Below are 19528 nucleotides of genomic sequence, written 5' to 3' on the forward strand. Positions count from 1 at the left end.
GTACACCTTATGCCAATTTCAAAGGCTTTTATACATAAAAACAGCAAAAAACCCTTTCCTGGCAGAAAAGGTTCATAGGCTTTTACTCTGTTTCATCCCCGCGGCAGCGGTGGCAGATTCCGTGAAAAGTCAATCTATGATCTTTAATTTTAAATTTCCAATCACGTTCAATCACTTCTTCAACGTCTTCAAGCAGATCTTCTTCAATTTCATCGACGGCTCCGCACTCCATGCACACCAAATGGTGATGAAAGTGAGCCGCGCCTTCTTTGCGAAGGTCGTAGCGGGATACGCCGTCCCCGAAGTTAATTTTATCAACGACTTTTAATTCTGTTAATAATTCTAATGTACGGTATACTGTAGCGAGACCAATTTCAGGAGATTTCTCTTTTACGAGGAGGTATACATCTTCTGCGCTTAAATGGTCTTCTTCGTTTTCAAGCAGCACTCTTACCGTTGCTTCCCGCTGTGGCGTAAGCTTGTAGCTTGACGAGTGCAGCTGCTTTTTAATTCGATCAATACGGTTTTCCATGTCTTTCCCTCCTACGCCGCATTCCATGACTCATTATAACAAAATACGCGCAGAGTTCCAACTATAATTATTATAAACTGATAAATAAAAGTATTATTTTGTGATAATAATTCTAAAATATGCGTGATGACAGCTTTTCCATAAACAGCGGAGACATGTACGCCTCGAGCAGCGAGGCGATGACCGAGAAGAAAACGATGAGAATCAGCACGAAGGCGTAGCGTCCGAACCATTGGATCGGCGCGTCATGAAGGCTGCGTTTGACAAACAGCTGCCGGATCAGTTTCAGTGAAAAAGCGATGGAGCATGTCCCCATGATAAGATATGCCGGAATGAGAACGATGTTTTGCGGCAGAACCGAAATAAATGACAGGAAAAACCCGTTCATTCCCATTTGATTCACTAAAAAACCGACCGTGAAGCCGACGACGATTCCTTTTAAAAACACCATAATGAAAATAACCGGAAGACCGATTACGGAAATACCGAGAATCCACATCAGCCCCAAATATTTTACATCATGAAAGACGGCCTGCCAAAACATTTCTGAAGCGCCGGCATGTTTTCCGTCAGACAGCTGTCCGAAAAACTTGCTTAAATAGTAATACAAATCTTCTTTCTGCGTGATGGTCATGCTGTTGACGATGATCGCCCCGAAAATGACCCCCATCAAAAACAAGACGAACACAAATATATAAAGTGACAGATGATCCTTTACATGGCGAAAAAACAGTTCTTTGTACGATTGTTTTCTCATACCGCTTTCCTCCCGCTAATCTATTGACTTGATTTAGTAGATTGTATGAAAGAAAAGAGAAAACATGACAGAGAAATCATAGAAAGGCGCGAGATTCGGGCATAAAAAAAGAACCCCCGTCATCACTCCGGTGATCATAGGGGTTCCTTTTTTTATGCTTTATTCTTTCAAGCCTGTCTTTTTTAGTTTTCGTCACTCTTTCATGGGTGCTGAAAGGCGGCGCCGTCCCCCTTGACAAGACTGCGTCACGCATCCCGTTTCTTCTGAGATGCTCCCGCATTTTTTTCGTTTTGCTCTTCGCCATGTGCCAATCGCTCCTTTTTGCCTTTTCTTTATCATAACAAAAAAATCCCGATGTGTTCATGAATACGGCTCATGTTTCGACCGGTAAGCGCGCAGAGACGTTTTGGCAGATGAATAGCTCCCCATAGCGGCGTATCCGTAAAAAAATCCCATGAAAATCCCCGCATACACGTGTTCATGGTGACCGAAAACGATAGACACAACATTTCCGGCAGCAAGGGCAATCGTGGGAACGAATATGCCCGGAACCCGGCAGAACACTTTGATCAGCTGTGTAACGCATAAGACGACCGGCACGCCGATCACAGCATCCCAAATATTTGTATGGATCAGCGGAAAATAATCCACATTGACACCTCTTTATTCCGTCTTTTGCTATCTGTTAGCCTGCCTAAGAATTCCGTTTCCTATTCATCTAAAAAAACAGCACCGGCACATGTCCGGTACTGTAAGAGTTGTTTATTTTCCTGCCGCGGCCCGTTCTACGGCTGCTGATACAGCCTGATGCACGTCCGCATCCAAAGGCTGAGGCACGAGATCGCCGTGTTTTGTGCAAGAGGCGATGGCTTCTGCGGCCGCCACAAGCATTTCATGGTCGATTTTCTTGCTTTTGGCGTTCAGCGCGCCGCGGAAAATCCCCGGGAAGCCGAGAACATTATTGACCGAGCGGCCGTCGGCTGCATAAGCGGCTCCGGCTTGTAATGCGTCTTCCGGTTCAATCTCCGGCTTCGGATTAGATAAGGCCAGAATGACATGTCCTTTTCTGACATCCTCTTTTTTAATGAGACCCGGAACTCCGGTGGTGCTGATCACAATGTCACACGTGTCCATTAAATCTTTGATGCTTCCAAGCGGCTGACCTCCGTACTGAGCGAGGCGGTTCATTGCGTCTTCTGACTTGTCCGTTCCGCAGACCGCTTTGACTCCGTATGCCATAAACATCCGGCAGATGGCGACGCCTGCCGCGCCGAGACCGATCTGTCCGACCTTCGCTTCTTTTAAATCAAGACCGGCGCTTTTACAAGCGGAAATGGCGGCGGCGAGCGTGACGACCGCCGTGCCGTGCTGATCATCGTGCATAACCGGAATATCCAGTTCTTCTTTCAGGCGGTCTTCAATGTCAAAGCAGTGAGGCGAACCGATATCTTCAAGCAGTATTCCGCTGAACCCCGGAGAAATATGTTTTACCGTGCGAATAATTTCTTCCGGATCAGAGGTATCAAGCAAAATCGGAATTCCGCTGATACCCGCCAGCTGGTCAAAAAGCGCGGCTTTCCCTTCCATTACAGGCATTCCGGCGACAGAACCGATATTGCCGAGGCCGAGAATCGCCGTGCCGTCGGTGACAATGGCGACAGAATTGCTGATTGTCGTATAGATGGACGCTTTTTCAGGCTCGTTTTCAATCAGTCGGCACACATCGGCGACGCCCGGTGTATAAACACGGCCAAGCTCAGCCAATGTCCGGATCGGCATTTTGCTTTTCATTTGAATTTTGCCGCCTTCATGAGCAGAGAGCACTTCATCTGAGACTGTATGAAGCCGGATGCCTTCACCGAGAGCTTCAATGGCTTGAATGATTTCCTGCAGCTGCTCCTCATTTTCGGCCTGCACCGTGATGTTGCGCATTGTGTAGTTCGGGCCGACTTTAACGGTTTCAACTTCCCCGATATCTCCGCCCATCACTCCGATGGCGGTTGCCACTTTTCCGAGATTTCCGGGAACAGTCGGCGTTTCAATCATTAACGTCCGAATCATATGCTTTGTAATCATGAAATGAACCTCCTAACCCAATTTTTGAGATTGCAAGGATTTTTCTTTCGTGTACCAAATGAATTTCCCCGTGTATCCGTACAATATTGCCAGTCCGATAGATACAAAACTGAGCCACATGAACGGCAGATATGAAAATGTGGATACGCCGAGAATGCCGGCCATATAGATGCCGTTATCAGACCACGGCACCATCCCTGAAGTAAGCGTTCCGCCCACCTCTGCGTTCCGGGATAAAACTCTTCTGTCAAGTTTCAGTTTATCATAACTGTTCTCCATGATTTTCGGCGTCAGGATCAATGACACGTACATCGCACAGCCGAAAATGTTTCCTAAAAGGGCGACGATCAATGTCGAAAGCGTCACATTTCCCGGTGTGGTCAGCTTTTTCTCAAAAGTTGAGACAATCACTTTTAATACGCCGAGCTTCTCAAGAATTCCTCCAAAACCGAGACCGAACAGGATAACGACTAACGTATCCAGCATACCGGTAATGCCTCCGCGGTTTAACAGGCCGTTTAAAAATTCGACGTCCGTTTTAATAGAAAAACCATTATAAGCAGTCGCGATGGCACTGGCAAAATTCATTCCCTGAAAGACGGAAGCCCAGATTGCGCCAAGCAAAGCACCGATGATAATAACGGGCATAGACGGCTTTTTCAAAATCAGAAGGACAACGACGACAACAGCCGGAATGAGCATCCATATATGAATATCAAACGTTTTCTGCAATGAAGATTTTAAAAATTCCACTTTGTCGAGATCAATATTTTTTCCGCCGTATATAAATCCCGTTACGGTAAATAGAATGGCCGTAATAATATAGGACGGAATTGACAGATACATCATCGCTCTGACGTGCGACAGCACATCCACCTTAGAAAGCGTGGAGGCAAGCACCGTACTGTCAGACAGCGGTGAAAGCTTGTCTCCGAAGTAAGCGCCGGACAAAACGGCTCCCGCTACGATCGGAAGCGGTATACCCATTCCCTCTCCGATGGCAATCATGGCGATCCCCGCGGTTCCCACGGTTCCCCACGATGTTCCGGTCGCAACGGACATAACGGAACAAATAACCAGTGTAGCCAGAAGGAAAATATGAGGATTAATAAACTCTAAACCATAATAAATTAACGTCGGCACAACACCGCCGGCAATCCATGTCCCGATGAGCGCACCGACCGAAACGAGAATCAACACCGCTTCAAGACCGTTTGATATCCCGGTGACAATCGAATCCTGCAAGTCTTTATATGAATATCCCAGCCTGACTCCGAGAATAATAGCGAAAAACCAGGATATTAATAGAGCTAGCTGGATCGGCAGGTCTAAAAACACTGTGAACGATAAGACAAGTGCTAAAAACCCGAATAATAAGATAATAATTTCCAATAAATTTGGCAATCTGACCTCTTTCACAAGAAAATCCCCCTAGAAGAAAAAAGCTAAAACGCTTTCATCAAATGATATAACAAATTATACTATACTGCCTCATCCCTTTGTATGGCAACCGCCTATTCACTGAAAAACGTGAAAAGGCGGCTGTTGTTGCTTTAAAATTTATTTTTCTAATAGATCTTTTCCGGCAATCCCCGGTTTTGTCATTTCATACGGATTCAAAATGATATCCAATTCTTCTTCTGTCAGTACATCATTTTGAAGGCAGAGATCTCTTACAGATTGCCCCGTCATGATGGCTTCACGGGCAATTCGCGCAGCCGCTTCATAGCCGAGGTGCGGATTGACCGCTGTAATGACGCCGACGCTTTTTTCCACGTATTGCTTCAGACGTTTTTCGTTGGCTTCAATTCCCGCCAGACAATGATCGGTAAATGAACGGAACCCGTTATTCATGATGCTGATGGATTGAAGCAGGTTAAATACGAGTACCGGCTCCATTACGTTAAGCTCCAGCTGGCCCGCTTCTGAAGCGAGGCAGATCGTATTGTCATTCCCGATGACCTGGAAGGCGATTTGGTTGATCAGCTCTGCCATTACAGGGTTGACTTTCCCAGGCATAATGGATGATCCCGGCTGACGGGCGGGCAGTGAAATTTCCGCAAGTCCCGCGCGCGGACCTGAAGCCATTAAGCGCAGATCGTTGGCGATTTTAGACATGTTCATCATGCATACTTTCAACGCGGCTGAAACTTCCGTATACGCATCAGTGTTTTGTGTGGCGTCAACCAAATGGCCGGCGCCGACAAGCGGCAGTCCGCTGATGTCAGCCAGGTGCTTTACAACCTGTTCTATGTAGCGCGGATCGGCATTAAGCCCCGTCCCTACGGCCGTTGCCCCCATGTTGACTTCATACAGATGCTGGCGGGATTGTTTAATTCGCTTTATGTCACGCTCGAGCACGCGGCTGTATGCTTCAAATTCCTGTCCGAGACGGATCGGCACAGCGTCCTGAAGGTGTGTGCGCCCCATTTTAATGACAGAATCAAATTGTTTCGCTTTATCCTTAAAGACACTCAGCATATGCGCCATCGTATCAAGGAGCTTATCCAAAAGTTTTAAGGTGGAAATATGGATTGCCGTCGGGAACACGTCGTTCGTCGATTGGGACATGTTGACGTGTGTGTTCGGGCTGAGGTGAATGTATTCACCTTTTTTATGGCCCATGATTTCAAGGGCTCTGTTGCCGATTACTTCGTTGGCATTCATGTTCATGGACGTTCCGGCTCCCCCTTGGATCGGATCGACGATGAATTGGTCATGCCATTTCCCCTCAAGAATCTCGTCTGCGGCCTGGACAATCGCATTTCCGATTCCTTCATACAGCCGTTTTACATCCATGTTGGCAAGCGCCGCCGCTTTTTTGACGATGGCGAGCGCATTAATCATCTCTTCGTGGATGCGGTAGCCGGTAATCGGAAAGTTTTCTTTCGCGCGCAGCGTTTGGATTCCGTAATACACATCAGCTTCAATTTGTTTTTCTCCGAGGAAATCTTTTTCCTGACGATATTCTTTTTGCGCGTTTGTCATGCTAAAACCCTACTTTCTCTTTGTGGTAGTCATGTTTTTACAGTACAACGTCGTCTGCGATCGGTGTCTCCATAATGTTTTTGACTTCAGCCAAGTTGTGAGACTGGCCGAGCGCCCACATTAATTTCGGCACGATGGCTTCCGTGTTCATATTTCTGGAGCGGATAATGAGATCTTGATTGACTCTTCGGCCGACTTCATAGACGCTCATGTCCTCTCCTTCTTCAAGACATTGTGTCGTAATGACGACGACAATGCCGCTTTCAATCATTTCATTGACTTTGGCGAGAATGTCTCTTCCTTCAAACGGCACGCCGCCGCTGCCGTAGCTTTCAATGACGATCCCTTTGTACATGCCCTTTAATGCGTCAAACATTTCCGGTTTCAGCCCCGGGTGGAGCTTGAGCAGGCACACGTCCGTGCAAAGTGAGGTATTGACCGTAAAGGCATCGTCTTTTGGCATGTGCACTTGTTTGTTGTATTCAATTCCGTTTTCGGTAATAAACGCGATATACGGATAGTTAATGCTCTCAAATGCATCATAGCTTTTCGTTCTTAATTTAATGGCGCGTGTGCCTTGAATGACTCTGCCGTCAAATACGACGTATACGCCGCCCACCCCTTCACATGCGAAGCGAATCGCGTCCGTGATATTTTTTTTGGCATCGGTTTTTTGAAATGTAATCGGAATTTGCGAACCCGTAATGACGATCGGTTTATCAGCATGCTGAAGCATATAAGACAGTGCCGCTGATGTATACGCCATTGTGTCTGTCCCGTGCGTAATGACGAACCCGTCATATGCGTCATATTTTTCTTTGACAGCATTTGCGATTTCGGCCCAGTATTCAGGCTGCATATTTGTGCTGTCGATGTTCATTAACGAATGGGTTTCCATCGTGTAATCGTTATCAAGTTTTGATACGTAGGTTAACAATTCGTCTGCTTTCACCCCGGGTGCAAGCCCGTTTTCTCCTTCGACTGAGGCGATTGTTCCTCCGGTTGTTAACAGCAATAATTTTTTCATACCCTGCACCTCTTCATCCATTTCTCAAGATGTGTTAAGCATTCGCTTTTCGCATACTTTTAATCAAATTATAGACAGACGATTGAAATTAATCAAGTGATTATTATTCAATTCGCGTACACTTTTGCATATCGATATGATATAATTTGCTCAAGTGAAAAGGAGCGGTTTTGAATATGAATTTAGATCGTTTAACTGAACTGAGAAAAAAGAAAAATTGGTCTCTTCAATATACGGCTGACCGTCTCGGCATCGCCAAAAGCACGTACGCCGGGTATGAATCAGGATACCGGCGTCCGTCATTCGAGGCGCTGGGCACGCTTGCCGATCTGTTTGACACGACGTGCGACGATTTACTGGGGCGCGCTGAAAAAAAGGCGGAGCCGTTTACCCAGACCATCGAATTAACAAACGCCGCACAAGGCCGCGGCACACTGACCGTTGACGGACAGCCGCTGAATCAGGATGAAATCATCGAATTGATTGCGTTTGTCCGCACGAAAAAGAAGGTGCAGGAGGAGCTCCGCTAAAATCCGGCTTTTACGGCTTGATTCTGCCGTACGTCCCTCCGCCCCCGGCCTCAAGGACGAGCTGCCCGGTGCGCGCTTTATGAATGACAGCCGCTATTTTAGGCTGGACGACATGCGCCAATTCCTCTTCTTGCGCCTGATGAAGAATCGCCATCTCCGTCCCGAAAGCCCGCTTCAGTTTGTCTAACGTTTTCGGCCCGACCCCCGGAATGAACTGCAGCGGGATTTGATGAATATACGGCGGCCGTAGCACGCGGCTTTTTTTCGGGCCGCTCAGTTCCTCCAGCCGTTCACTGACCCCTTTTGTCATTGTTTTCCCCCCGCACTCCGGACAGGCGGAAGCTCCTTTTTCAACCGGGCTGCCGCAGCGGTCGCAAGCCGTCCGGTAATACTTCCCGAGCTTCGGGTTCAGCCCGTAATTCGCCGTGATTTTTCTTCCGTCCTTCCCTTTTAAAGCCAGCGAAAATTCCGTGAAATTCGCTTCTTTAAGAAGCATTTCATTATATTCTCTGCCGATTTTTCCTAAGGAATGCGCATCAGAATTTGTTAAAAATGTATACGGATCAAGTTCCGTTACCCGCGAAGCCATGTCGGTGTCGCAGCTTAATCCGAGTTCCGCCGCATCAATGAGCGCCGGGTCGAAAACTTCTGTCAAAGAAGATATGACCCCTTTTCCGTACAGGCTTTTATGCGGGGTGAACATATGGGCGGGAATAAACAGCCCGCCCAATTCCTTTGTTTTCCTTTGAAGATTCAAACCGGTTTCATAAATACGCTGGGAACTGAGATGGATATTTTTAAGCCTTTTTGCGAGCCACTCAGAAAACATCTTCATTTCGGCAAGAGACGGCATAAAGACGAGAACGTGAATCGGCCCGCGGCATGTGTGATCATAGATTTCAAGCTCACTGCCCAACAGAAGCGTCGTATTCCGATACCGGATGCCGCCTTCTTTCAGCTCACGGTATCTGCCTTCATCAATTCCGCGCTCGATTTCTTCTATGACTTCCGGGGAATGGCAGTCGATGATGCCCAATAGTTCAATTCCCTTCCCCTCACTGGCCTCTTCTAAAATCCGATGCAGCGTCAACGTTTTGGCCCCGGTGATTTTGACCGGTTTTCCCGTATAGGTGCGGCCGATATGAATATGCAGATCCGCATAGATGGTTTTCATCATTTTTCCTTCAGCGCTTCTTTCAGCTGGAGATACTGAATCGCGTACGCCGTTTTTGCGTCATACACCCTGCGGGATTCAATCAGCTTCACGGCCTCTTCAAGCGTGACCTGCATGACTTCGACAAATTCATCCTCATCCAGCTCTCGTTTTTCTTCCAGCGGCGAAAGCCCTTCCGCAAGAAAGAGATGCACGATTTCATCAGCAAACCCGGGTGATGTATAAAAAGCGGTGATTTTCGTCAAGGTTTCCGCCGTATATCCCGTTTCTTCCTCGAGCTCTCTTAACGCCGTATGTTCCGGCTCTTCCCCCTTTTCAAGCTTCCCGGCCGGAATTTCAACGATTGTCCGTTCCAGCGGCTTTCTGAACTGGTTCACCAAAATGATTTTTCCTTCTTCTGTCACCGCAAGTACGGCCACCGCTCCCGGATGTTTGACGATTTCCCGCTTGCTTGTTTTTCCGTTCGGGAGCTCTACATCCTCTAAGTAAAGATCTATGACTTTCCCGTCATACAGCTTTTTTTTCGCAAGTGTTTTTTCTTCTAAATGTTTCATCATGTCATCTCCCGTTCTGTCTCTCTATTATGCCTCATATATTTTATCATACATGCATGAGAGGGAGGTGCTTTTCGATTGAAGGTGTACCGGAAGGATAAAAGTATCGTATTGGTCGGAAAGGCGTGGGAAGTGCGGGCTAAACTGAAAGAATACGGACGGACATTCCGCTATGTCGGAGATTGGATCACTGGGCCTTAACAGTTGAAAACTTCGCGCCTTTATATTACGGTCAATAAAAGACTATAAAAAGGAGCGAAACGATGAGAAAACGCACACTGGGACATTCTGATTTAGAAATAAGCGAAATCGGGCTCGGCTGTATGTCGCTGGGCACGGATAAAGCTGAAGCGCTGTCTATTTTGGATGAAGCGATCGAGCTCGGAATCAATTATTTAGATACCGCTGATCTTTATGATTTCGGCAGAAATGAGGAAATTGTCGGGGAGGCCGTCAAAAACCGCAGGGACGACATCATTTTAGCCACGAAAGCCGGAAACCGCTGGAATGATGATAAAGACGGCTGGCATTGGGACGCCTCCAAAGGATACATAAAAGAAGCGGTCAAAAACAGTCTGCGCCGGCTGAAAACGGACTATATCGACCTTTATCAGCTGCATGGCGGCACGATGGAAGATCATATTGACGAAACGATCGAAGCGTTTGAGGACTTAAAACAGGAAGGTGTCATCCGGTATTACGGCATTTCCTCGATTCGTCCGAATGTCATTAAAGAATATGTAAAAAAATCAAATATCTCAAGCGTTATGATGCAATACAGCCTGCTGGACCGGCGTCCTGAGGAGTGGCTTCCCCTTTTAGAGGAGAACGGAATCAGCGTAGTCGCCAGAGGGCCTGTCGCTAAAGGGCTTCTTACGGAAAAACCGCTTGATCAAGCAGCCGCAAGCGTAAAAGAGAACGGCTATTTAACATATTCTTTTGCAGAACTGGAAGAAACCAAAAAAGCGATCGGCGCTGCCGCACCTGACTTGAGCATGACGGAGCTTTCCCTTCAATACTTACTGTCACAGCCGGCCGTCGCTTCTGTCATCACCGGAGCCAGCTCACTTGAGCAGCTGAGAGAAAATTGTTCGGCTGCAGAGGCCCGGCGTTTAAGCAGCCAGGAAATCAAAGCCCTGCAATACCATACAAAACGGGACGTATACGAAGCCCATCGTTCTTAAACAATAAAACCGGCACCTTGTCAGATGCCGGTTTATTTATATTTGTGCCAATCGAGACTGCTTTCATTCAGCAGCTCTTCAAAGCTTTTATGTTTTTCTTTTTCTTTTCGCTTTCTGATTTGTTCCGCTTTTTGCTGCGCCTGTTTTTTCTCGTCTTCTTCCTTCAGCTCACTTTTCATTTGCAAAAGCCTGGCCTTCAGATCTTCCCCCAGATCGTCTTTTAAGCTGTGTTTTTCTTTAGACAGCTGCTTTTTCATCATTACACCCCCCGTATCTGAATATGGTGAAGCAAGTGTACCACGGAGCGCCGGCGGCCGGCAACGTTCACGGTCCCAAAAAGCCGGAGGAAGGATTTTTCATATGAAAGGAGGGTGCCTGTGTGAAAAAATGGCTGGCGGTGTTCGGTTCGGCTTGCGCAGTCTTTTTGGCTGCCGGATTCGCTTTTACGAATCTCATTATGTTTATGAAGAAAAAGACGGATGAAGATATCATGAAAAAAGAAACGGCGGACGGGCATGATAGATTTGATTCCTTTCAGGCCATGGAAAAAGAAGAGGCCGTCATCCTGTCACGCCACGGGTATGAGATCAAAGGCTTTTACGTCGCCCCGCATCATACTGCAAACACCATGATTATTTGTCACGGCGTTACCGTAAATTCGTTCAATTCATTGAAATACATGGATTTATTTTTAGATTCAGGCTGGAATGTGCTCGTATATGACCACCGCGGGCACGGAAAAAGCGGCGGCAGAACGACGAGCTACGGCTATTTTGAAAAAGATGATTTGGAAGAAGCCGTGAATTGGGTGAGACACAAAACGGGAGACGGCGGTCAAATCGGCATCCACGGGGAATCGATGGGAGCGGTGACGGCCTTATTATACGCGGGCGGGCATCAGGATGAAAAAGGCGCTGATTTTTATATTGCGGACTGTCCGTTCGCAAGCTTTCGCGATCAGCTCGCCTACAGACTGAAGCGGGAGTTCCGGCTGCCTCCGTGGCCGCTTCTGCCTTTGGCTGATTTCTTTTTGCGGATGAGAGAAGGATACCGTATCCGTGATGTATCGCCTCTATCGGTTATCAGCCGAATCCGGCAGCCCGTGCTGTTTATTCACAGTAAGGAAGATGATTATATACCTCCCGCTTCTTCCGAATTGCTGCACCGCAGAAAACGCGGCCCGAAGATGCTCTATCTGGCCGAATCGGGCGGGCATGCCATGTCGTACACCAAAAATCCGGAGAGCTACCGCAAAGCCGTTCAAACCTTTTTAGATACCATGACGCAAACGTAAAAAAGCGAAAGAACGTATGCTGGTTCTTTCGCTTTCCCGTCATAAAACGTCGGTAATCCCGTCCATATTTTCTCCGATCCAGTCAATGGCGAGGTCGATTGTCGTAAACTCCTGCGCTTTGAAGGTCATCTCATCCTGAAGCAGCCAGACATCCTTCTGAACGGATTCAGCGCCTCCGATGGACCAGTGCAGCAGACTGTACGGGTGGTTGTTGTTCAGAAAGGATACCCACGTTTTATGCTGTGCCGTCTGTTTAATGGCTTTCAGCTTTTGATTCACTTTCCGTTTCTCCCTGCTTTACTAATATGCTCATTCTCGGGCTCAGCATCTCTGCCGGGCTTTTTAAGACGAGCGTTTTTGCCTTTTCATTGTAATCGATTGTCATTTCCTCGTCAAAAAACACTTTTTGTGAGGTCTGGATGTAAAGCGGAAGTCCGTTGGTTTCAATGGCTTCGCATTGTCCCGTTAATTCGTCCGCCAGCCAGATGGTCGGCACGCCGCTCACCGCACACCCGCAGCCTTCTGCGTCATAGCGGAGCTGCGCTTTTTTCCCCGGGTTGGCGTCCATCGCCTGCTGAAGTGTGTGTTTCGCCGCATCCGTCACATGTATTTGCATAGATGATCCTCCGTTTTTCATTTTCGCCATTGTAGCATACCGAGCCGCTGTATGCATTGTTTCTGCTTTCTTTACAGCAGCCCGCTCTCCCAGTCCTTTGCCTCTTGTTCAGCCGCCTTGATCCAGTCATTTTTCCCTTCACTATACTTTGCCGTATCGTACGGGTATGCCTTAGCGAGCCGCCGTTTCAGTTCCATGTATTGAGCCGCTTTTTCAGGCTTTTCAGTGAGGTAATCCCGGAACAGCAGATGGCGCTTCACATCCGGATGGCCTGTTTCGTATATGTGGACGTGGTGTGTGCGCTTGCTGCCGCCTTTTTGAAAGAAACGCCGGCCCTCTATCCCGTTTTCCCCTTGCGCCTCATAGCCGAGTGCTTCCAGCTGCGGGCTGAATCGGTCAGCATCTGAAATATCTTTGACCTCCGCCAGTATATCGATAACGGGTTTTGCGGCCATTCCCGGGATGGAGGTGCTGCCGATATGGCTGACAGAATGAAGTGCGGGGCCGAAGATTCGGATCAAGTCCGCCTTCTCTCTTTCAAACATCTCTTTCCATTCCGGCTTGTACGGAACAACTTCCGCTTTCCTCTTCGGATAAAGATGAAAAAACGAGAGGGTCAGCCCTTCCGGCGTCTCTGTCTGTCCGGCTTCTGTAAAGCCGGTTTTTAAATAGAGAGAGACTGCCGGAACGTTTTGACTGGCGGTAGCCGCCTCTATTTTTTGGGCGTCCCGGTTTTGGTCTATCACAAATTGAATAAGCGCCCGTCCGATTCCTTTCCGAAAGCCGGACGGGTGCACCGTCAGCCTGCATATGACAAGGTCATATCCCTTTTTTTCATACGAAATGACGCCTGCAAGCTGATCTTTCTCCTTGAAACCGGCAAACGTCTCCCGTGACCGCTGTATGTCACCGGGTGTTTCATGCAGGGCTGGAATGCCGAAAAAGCCGATCAGCTCGGCTTCTTTTTGATAAGAGCAGCGTTGAACCGCCGCAATTTCCCGCGCCGTCTGTTCTTGTGTATGCCGTAAAAATGTAATCAATCTTCCGCCCCTTTTGACGCAAACATCCGCTGTGACTCCGTCTTCGTAATGCGGACCGCGTACGCTTCATACCAGGCGCTTTTTCCTTTTTGTTTTGCCGCCCGGTGATCAGTATGGTCTTTCCACCTTTTAATCGACTCCAGGCTGTCCCAGTAGGAAACCGTGATGCCGCAGCCGTTTTCCTCCCGAACGCTTTCCGCGCCTAAAAAGCCCGGCTGTCCGCCTGCCAAATTCATCATGCGCTCTGCCGTATGCTCATATTCCTCATCATATTTTCCCTTTATTGATGAAAAAATGACCGCATAATAGGGCGGTTTGGGCGTGTCAGCTAAAAAACCCATATTCATCCCCCTCTACATATATTTCACAAACAGAATCCGGTCTTCTCCCGGACCGTCATAATTCGCAAAAACAGGGATTCCGTTTACGGTTTTGGTTCCTTTTTCAACTTCAAAGCCTAATTTTGTATGATAAGCGATTGATACTTTATTGACGGGCGCCGTCACGCAATTGACTTTTGTGCAGCCCCTTTTTTTCACCGTCTCCATAAATCGATCGTAGAGCTGTTTTCCAATTTGCATTTTTCTGAAATCCGGATGCACACCGGAAAAATGAATGTAGGCTGTCTCAGGGTCTGATTGTGACTGAAAACCGATTAAAAAACCGGTCATTCCCTCCGGCCCGTACGTGATAAAGCTCGTGTCCTGAAAATGTTCAAAAAACAAGCGCGGCAGTTTGTCTTTCATCTGCCTGCCGCCCCACCATTCATTCAAAACAGACGTAACCATTTCATAGTCTTCAGAGGTAATTGTTCGAATATCCATTATCGATTGACTCTCCTTTTCGTCCGGCAAAATGAATGTCAGCTCTTCTCATTGGAATATAAAAAATTATATGTGGGTTGTTTGCAATTGTAAATGATTTCTTTTCAAGCAAACGAATCAGCACGTCTTCCAGCCGGGGAATGATTTACCAGTATAAACGTGATCATTGTTCGGGTACAATGAAAAACAGAACAAACGTTCTCGGAGGTTTTTTTATGGCTGATATTCTTCTTGTTGATATGCAATCGTTTTATGCGTCTGTGGAAAAAGCGGAAGCGCCTCATCTCAAAAGCCGGCCCGTGATTGTCTCGGGAGATCCCGAAAGACGCAGCGGCGTCGTGCTTGCGGCTTGTCCGCTCGCCAAACGATACGGCGTAAAAAATGCCGAACGGCTGTGGGAAGCGCAGGCCAAATGTCCCGACGCCGTTATTGTCCGTCCGCGGATGCAGCGGTATATTGATGTATCCGTCATGATTACCGAACTGTTTGAACGGTATACCGATCTTGTAGAACCCTACTCCATCGATGAGCAGTTTCTCGACGTGACCGGAAGCAGGCGGCTGTTCGGTGATCCTTTTACAATTGCCGAAAGCATTCAGCAAGCGATTATGCGTGAATTCGGAATTTATGCCCGTGTCGGCATCGGGCCGAATAAGGCGCTCGCGAAAATGGCTTGCGACCATTTTGCCAAAAAAAACGCATCCGGCATCCACAGATTGGATATGTCAAATATCAGGGAGGATCTGTGGCCGCTGCCGGTCGGAAAATTATTCGGCATCGGAAAACGGATGGAGCATCATTTAAGACGGATGGGCATCAGCACAATCGGCGGGCTTGCCGGGCACCCCGCCGAACTGCTGAAAAAACGCTGGGGCATTAACGGCGAATTGCTTCAGCGGACAGCCCGCGGCATCGATCCCTCTCCGGTCACCGTCAACACGCACAGCCGGCAAAAAGCGATCGGCCATAACATGACCCTCCCGAGAGACTACAGCCGCTTTGAGGATATCAAAGTCGTGCTGTTGGAGTTAAGCGAAGAAGTGGCCCGCCGCGCCCGTTTCAAACAATACATCGGCCATACGGTTTCGGTCAGCATCAGAGGCGCTGATTTTGAATTCCCTTCAGGTTTTCACAGACAGAGAAAGCTGGTGTCTCCGACTAATTTCGGAATGGATATTTTTAAAGCGGCGGTCAAGCTCTTCAAAGAGCATTGGAACGGTGAGCCCGTCCGCAGCGCCGGCGTCTCCCTTTCCCAGCTGGAGCCCTGTGATTATGTTCAGCTGAGCCTGTTTGATGCTCAGGAAAAAAAGATCAGTCTCGGCAAAGTATTGGATGATATTCATGAGCGGTACGGCCCTGCGTCGCTCCTCCATGCCGCTTCACTGACAGAGGCCGGCCAAGCCTTTCACCGGGCTGAAAAAATCGGCGGGCATTACAAATAATTGAGGTGATATACATGAATCCGAACAAATTAACACCCGGGTATAATGTCATGTGGGAATCAAGCCGGATGATGCTGCCCGAACATCGGGAGCAGCTGCTTGCGAAAAAACGAAAAGAACGGGAATTCCGGCCTCCGGAACTGAGCGCAGAGCAACTGAACGACATGAACCGCATCATTGCGGCGTCGATTGAAGAAGACAGAGCCATCTCGGTCACCTATGCTTCAGCACGCGGCCCCCGCCGCTTTTGGGGATGGGTGAAACAAGTGAGGCATGACGAAAAACGTTTAAAAATCATAAACGATGAAGATGCGTTAACGCTGCCGTTTCATCTTATTCTCTCGGCTGAACTGGAATAAAAGCCTAAATCGTCCTGACAGAAAATATGATAGAAGAGTGGGAGGATCACATGATATTTAGTAGAATAAAGATGAATGACAAGAATAGGAGAATATATGATGGATCAATTTATAGAAAAAATGCTGGGACAAGCCCTCCGCCAGTATGGACGGAATGTGTCGACAGATCCGCTGAGCCCCTATGAAAAACAGAGTTTAAAAAAAGCTTTAGAAGAAAGAAGGAATGAAGAACCCGATGAGGATCTCCATGCCCATGTAGAAGATATTATCTATGATTACGTCACCAATCAGGGGCAGTTTTCCTGACACGGACGTTTATGCACCGGGCGATAAGGGAAACGTCCGAGAGTAAACCCTTAAAGATTGCGTGGTGCAGGATATGCCTGTCGGGCCTTATTTCAAGATCGGCTATGCCGTTCTTCTGTTATTTCTCATCATTTATCTTGGAACATTAATAGACTTTTTGTTCCAGCCTGTTGTGATTACGGTTAAAACCTTGTTTCCGCCCATTGTATTATCGGGCGTCCTTTACTATTTGTGCCGCCCGCTCGTCAGAGTGCTGCATGCGAAATTAAAGCTGCCCCAAGGAATCGCGATTTTAGCGATTTATGCGGGAACAGCCGGCCTTTTTGTCCTCTTCCTGTATACGGCGGGCCCTGCCGTTCAAAAACAGTTTACAGCCTTCACAGATCATATTCCGGAGCTTTCCGCAAAAGCTGAAAATTGGATCGGACACCTTCAGGACAGCAAATGGTTTTCCAGGCTTCAGCATGGGGATTCCTTTAAAAAATTAGCGGACAAAGCCGCAAATTATTCCGGTTCAATCGCTGATTCTCTCAGCAGTCTGGCCGGTACGGCTGCCAATGCCGTCATCACCGCAGCCATTATTCCGTTTGCGCTGTATTACATGTTAAAAGAAGGAAATAAAGCCCCCCGGCGACTGCTGCGGCTTCTTCCGGAAAAACATCAAAAAGAAGGAAAACAAATCCTTCGGGACATGGATGAAGCTCTCAGTTCATACATACAAGGACAGCTGCTCGTCAGTTTCTGTGTCGGCGTTCTCGTCACAATCGGCTATTTTATCATCGGGCTCGATTATCCGCTCGTTCTGGGCGCGTTCGCCATGGTGACAAATCTGATTCCGTTTATCGGGCCTTGGATCGGCACATTTCCCGGAGTCATTGTCGGATTGTTCGATTCACCGACCGAGGCGGTGCTGGTGATTACGGTCGTCGTCATTGTCCAGCAGCTTGAAAGCCAGCTGATTTCCCCGCAAATTATGGGACGGAAGCTGGACATTCACCCGCTGACCATTATTTTTCTTCTGCTTGCCGCCGGCAAATTCTCAGGAATTGCCGGGATGCTGCTGGCCATTCCGGGATATGCGGCCGCAAAAGTGGTCATAAGCCACATGCAGAAACTATTCATTCTCAGAAAAAAACAAAGCTAGGAGAGAAATGATTCATCCCCCATGTCTTCACATTGGTTAAAATGAAAAAACGGCGGGCTGAAGAAGCCCGCCGCACACGGAGGTAAAAAAGATGAACATCGGTGATGTCATTTTTCAATTGATTTCATTTATTGCAGCCGCATTTTTCCTGCTTGCCGTGATATACGTATTCAGAAGCTTGAAGCAGCGCCGCATACAATTGGACAGAATCGAAAAGAAACTCGACGCGCTGCGCGAAGAAAAAAACGAGAAGTTATAGTTCATTCAGAAGCAGGCGCAGCCAGCTCCACCTTTATCCGATCCGGGTCCTCCGTGTATACGGCGTAATGCGTGCTTCCGCCTGCATATGGATGGCGGTCCCTGTAAAGCACGGGGCATCCTCTGGCAAGCAGCTTTTCCGTCATCTCGTCAACCTGCTCTCTTGACGCAGCATGAAAAGCCAGATGGTTCAGCCCGACCCGGCATCTGTGGTACTCCGGTGTTAAAAAACGCTCCTCTGTCTGTACAAGCACAACATAAAATCCTGCGTTTTTCCAGCTGATGCCGGCGTCCCAATTTTGAAACTCCCTATAACCGAGCTCACCTAAAAACCATCCCCAAAACCGGGCGGAGGCTTTCAAGTCAGATACATACAATTCAATATGATGCATCATAATATTCGCTTCCTCCTCACATCACACCCGCCTTACCAGCACCTCTTCAACTTTATGGCCGTCACCTTTCCTCAAAATCAAATCCGATCTGAATTTTGTCGGCAGGATATTTTCATACAGATTCGGACGGTTGACGCTCTCCCAGATGGAGGCGGCCATGGTATCCGCTTCTGCATCAGACAAATCCTTAAATTTATGAAAATAAGAAGCCGGATCTTGAAAAGCGGTTTCTCTTAAGAGGCGGAAACGCTCCAAATACCACGTGAAAATCCGGCTTTCTTCGGCATCCACATAGATCGAAAAATCAAAGAAATCCGATACAAAAATCCGCGGATCTTCCCTGTCGTCCTCTAAGGTCGGCGACTGCAGGACATTGATTCCTTCGATAATAACGATATCCGCACCTTCGACAACCTCGACGGCACCCTCTTCCCTGTCATAGGTAAGGTGGGAGTATACGGGCGCCTCCACTCTCTCTTTCCCTGACTTTATATCGTTCAGAAACTCAAGCAGCGCTTTCACGTCGTAGCTTTCCGGGAATCCCTTTCTGGACAGAAGGTTTTTCTTTTTTAATTCCGCCGTCGGATACAAGAAACCGTCGGTTGTCACCAGGCTCACCTTCGGCCTGTCCGGCAGACGGGAAAGAAGCTTTTGCAAAATTCTCGCCGTCGTGCTTTTGCCGACGGCGACGCTGCCCGCGATTCCGATGATAAACGGGATTTTCGCTGAATGCGGATGTTTCAGAAACACGTTGACATGCTGATTCCGTCTTGCGGCAGACGTGACATGAAGATGGAGCAGTCGCACAAGCGGAATATAAATCGTTTCTACTTCTTCCACCGACAGGTAGTCATTCAGCCCCTCTACGGCCTTGGCTTCTTCCTCCGAAACGGCAATGGAAAGATGGCCGCCGAATCCGGCCCACGACTCGCGGCTGTGCTGCGTATACAATGTATGTAAGTTCAATTCTTTACTTTTCACAATTCACACCAATCTCTCTGTATGGCTTTCCGATTAAAAAACAAACG

Annotated in this window: 27 protein-coding genes; 9 read left to right on the plus strand and 18 right to left on the minus strand. The window is 47.9% G+C overall.

What is annotated here, in order from left to right; all coding sequences use genetic code 11:
- Positions 1–82 precede the first annotated feature (82 nt).
- From fur to L3V45_RS11405, 8 genes are all read right to left on the minus strand, one after another.
- Positions 83–532, minus strand: a complete 450-nt coding sequence (gene fur / locus L3V45_RS11370) for a ferric iron uptake transcriptional regulator (RefSeq protein WP_003153330.1) — start codon at positions 530–532, stop codon at positions 83–85.
- A 112-nt stretch (positions 533–644) separates the two neighbouring features.
- Complete coding sequence (gene spoIIM, locus L3V45_RS11375) at positions 645–1289, minus strand: stage II sporulation protein M (protein WP_024085550.1); 645 nt, start codon at positions 1287–1289, stop codon at positions 645–647.
- Positions 1290–1365: 76 nt separating this feature from the next.
- Positions 1366–1593, minus strand: a complete 228-nt coding sequence (locus tag L3V45_RS11380) for a hypothetical protein (protein ID WP_024085551.1) — start codon at positions 1591–1593, stop codon at positions 1366–1368.
- A 56-nt stretch (positions 1594–1649) separates the two neighbouring features.
- Positions 1650–1940, minus strand: a complete 291-nt coding sequence (locus tag L3V45_RS11385) for a hypothetical protein (RefSeq protein ID WP_003153325.1) — start codon at positions 1938–1940, stop codon at positions 1650–1652.
- Between the two features lie 111 nt (positions 1941–2051).
- The gene (locus tag L3V45_RS11390; protein WP_014305342.1) at positions 2052–3365 is read right to left on the minus strand and encodes an NAD-dependent malic enzyme; all 1314 of its coding nucleotides are present in this window, start codon (positions 3363–3365) and stop codon (positions 2052–2054) included.
- Between the two features lie 12 nt (positions 3366–3377).
- Complete coding sequence (nhaC, locus tag L3V45_RS11395) at positions 3378–4784, minus strand: Na+/H+ antiporter NhaC (protein WP_003153323.1); 1407 nt, start codon at positions 4782–4784, stop codon at positions 3378–3380.
- A gap of 141 nt (positions 4785–4925) precedes the next feature.
- Positions 4926–6353: an aspartate ammonia-lyase gene (aspA, locus tag L3V45_RS11400; RefSeq protein ID WP_003153322.1), complete on the minus strand. Its 1428-nt coding sequence runs from the start codon at positions 6351–6353 to the stop codon at positions 4926–4928.
- Between the two features lie 37 nt (positions 6354–6390).
- The gene (locus L3V45_RS11405) at positions 6391–7380 is read right to left on the minus strand and encodes a type I asparaginase (protein ID WP_003153321.1); all 990 of its coding nucleotides are present in this window, start codon (positions 7378–7380) and stop codon (positions 6391–6393) included.
- Between the two features lie 176 nt (positions 7381–7556).
- On the opposite strand from L3V45_RS11405, the gene L3V45_RS11410 reads away from it, so the two are divergent.
- On the plus strand, positions 7557–7910 hold the full coding sequence (locus L3V45_RS11410) for a helix-turn-helix domain-containing protein (protein WP_015388050.1): 354 nt from the start codon (positions 7557–7559) through the stop codon (positions 7908–7910).
- Between the two features lie 10 nt (positions 7911–7920).
- Here L3V45_RS11410 and L3V45_RS11415 read toward each other — a convergent pair whose 3' ends face one another.
- Positions 7921–9084: a TIGR00375 family protein gene (locus L3V45_RS11415; RefSeq protein WP_234949383.1), complete on the minus strand. Its 1164-nt coding sequence runs from the start codon at positions 9082–9084 to the stop codon at positions 7921–7923.
- Positions 9084–9638, minus strand: coding sequence for an NUDIX hydrolase (locus L3V45_RS11420; RefSeq protein ID WP_003153317.1), 555 nt, complete (start codon positions 9636–9638; stop codon positions 9084–9086). The genes L3V45_RS11415 and L3V45_RS11420 overlap by 1 nt, the downstream gene beginning before the upstream one ends.
- Positions 9639–9716: 78 nt before the next feature.
- On the opposite strand from L3V45_RS11420, the gene mciZ reads away from it, so the two are divergent.
- Complete coding sequence (gene mciZ, locus L3V45_RS11425; protein ID WP_003153315.1) at positions 9717–9839, plus strand: Z-ring formation inhibitor MciZ; 123 nt, start codon at positions 9717–9719, stop codon at positions 9837–9839.
- Between the two features lie 62 nt (positions 9840–9901).
- Positions 9902–10822, plus strand: coding sequence for an aldo/keto reductase (locus L3V45_RS11430; RefSeq protein WP_003153313.1), 921 nt, complete (start codon positions 9902–9904; stop codon positions 10820–10822).
- Between the two features lie 32 nt (positions 10823–10854).
- Here L3V45_RS11430 and L3V45_RS11435 read toward each other — a convergent pair whose 3' ends face one another.
- Positions 10855–11079: a YqkE family protein gene (locus L3V45_RS11435; protein WP_003153311.1), complete on the minus strand. Its 225-nt coding sequence runs from the start codon at positions 11077–11079 to the stop codon at positions 10855–10857.
- A gap of 122 nt (positions 11080–11201) precedes the next feature.
- Between L3V45_RS11435 and L3V45_RS11440 the strand changes: the two genes are divergently transcribed.
- Positions 11202–12116, plus strand: coding sequence for an alpha/beta hydrolase (locus L3V45_RS11440; protein WP_003153309.1), 915 nt, complete (start codon positions 11202–11204; stop codon positions 12114–12116).
- Between the two features lie 39 nt (positions 12117–12155).
- Here L3V45_RS11440 and L3V45_RS11445 read toward each other — a convergent pair whose 3' ends face one another.
- The 5 genes from L3V45_RS11445 to L3V45_RS11465 form a co-directional block, all read right to left on the minus strand.
- Entirely contained in the window at positions 12156–12395 is a 240-nt protein-coding gene (locus L3V45_RS11445) for a DUF2552 family protein (RefSeq protein WP_003153307.1), read from the minus strand.
- A complete protein-coding gene (locus L3V45_RS11450) occupies positions 12370–12732 on the minus strand; it encodes an iron-sulfur cluster biosynthesis family protein (RefSeq protein ID WP_014305346.1) in 363 nt (120 codons plus the stop codon). Before L3V45_RS11450 ends, L3V45_RS11445 begins: the two co-directional genes overlap by 26 nt.
- A 71-nt stretch (positions 12733–12803) precedes the next feature.
- Positions 12804–13772 (minus strand): GNAT family N-acetyltransferase, encoded by a 969-nt coding sequence (locus tag L3V45_RS11455; protein WP_014305347.1) that lies wholly within the window; start codon positions 13770–13772, stop codon positions 12804–12806.
- On the minus strand, positions 13769–14113 hold the full coding sequence (locus L3V45_RS11460) for an antibiotic biosynthesis monooxygenase family protein (RefSeq protein WP_043867257.1): 345 nt from the start codon (positions 14111–14113) through the stop codon (positions 13769–13771). Before L3V45_RS11460 ends, L3V45_RS11455 begins: the two co-directional genes overlap by 4 nt.
- Before the next feature lie 12 nt (positions 14114–14125).
- Positions 14126–14596: a GNAT family N-acetyltransferase gene (locus L3V45_RS11465; protein WP_003153297.1), complete on the minus strand. Its 471-nt coding sequence runs from the start codon at positions 14594–14596 to the stop codon at positions 14126–14128.
- A 215-nt stretch (positions 14597–14811) separates the two neighbouring features.
- Between L3V45_RS11465 and L3V45_RS11470 the strand changes: the two genes are divergently transcribed.
- The 5 genes from L3V45_RS11470 (at position 14812) to L3V45_RS11490 (ending at position 18106) form a co-directional block, all read left to right on the plus strand.
- Positions 14812–16038 carry a DNA polymerase IV gene (locus tag L3V45_RS11470; protein WP_003153296.1) on the plus strand — a complete coding sequence of 409 codons (1227 nt, stop codon included), beginning with the start codon at positions 14812–14814 and terminating at the stop codon, positions 16036–16038.
- Positions 16039–16052: 14 nt separating this feature from the next.
- Entirely contained in the window at positions 16053–16397 is a 345-nt protein-coding gene (locus L3V45_RS11475; RefSeq protein WP_003153295.1) for a YolD-like family protein, read from the plus strand.
- Positions 16398–16496: 99 nt separating this feature from the next.
- Positions 16497–16703, plus strand: a complete 207-nt coding sequence (locus L3V45_RS11480; protein ID WP_003153294.1) for a YqzH family protein — start codon at positions 16497–16499, stop codon at positions 16701–16703.
- A 73-nt stretch (positions 16704–16776) separates the two neighbouring features.
- Positions 16777–17847 carry an AI-2E family transporter gene (locus L3V45_RS11485; protein WP_025852785.1) on the plus strand — a complete coding sequence of 357 codons (1071 nt, stop codon included), beginning with the start codon at positions 16777–16779 and terminating at the stop codon, positions 17845–17847.
- Between the two features lie 91 nt (positions 17848–17938).
- Positions 17939–18106: a DUF4083 family protein gene (locus tag L3V45_RS11490; RefSeq protein WP_095324145.1), complete on the plus strand. Its 168-nt coding sequence runs from the start codon at positions 17939–17941 to the stop codon at positions 18104–18106.
- Between the two features lies 1 nt (position 18107).
- On the opposite strand, the gene L3V45_RS11495 is transcribed toward L3V45_RS11490, so the two are convergent.
- Positions 18108–18500 carry a VOC family protein gene (locus L3V45_RS11495; protein ID WP_015388045.1) on the minus strand — a complete coding sequence of 131 codons (393 nt, stop codon included), beginning with the start codon at positions 18498–18500 and terminating at the stop codon, positions 18108–18110.
- Positions 18501–18521: 21 nt separating this feature from the next.
- The gene (coaA, locus tag L3V45_RS11500; RefSeq protein WP_014305351.1) at positions 18522–19481 is read right to left on the minus strand and encodes a type I pantothenate kinase; all 960 of its coding nucleotides are present in this window, start codon (positions 19479–19481) and stop codon (positions 18522–18524) included.
- Positions 19482–19528 lie beyond the last annotated feature (47 nt).

This window comes from Bacillus sp. R45 (assembly GCF_021729365.1).
In the GTDB taxonomy this organism is placed as follows: Bacteria; Bacillota; Bacilli; order Bacillales; family Bacillaceae; genus Bacillus; species Bacillus velezensis.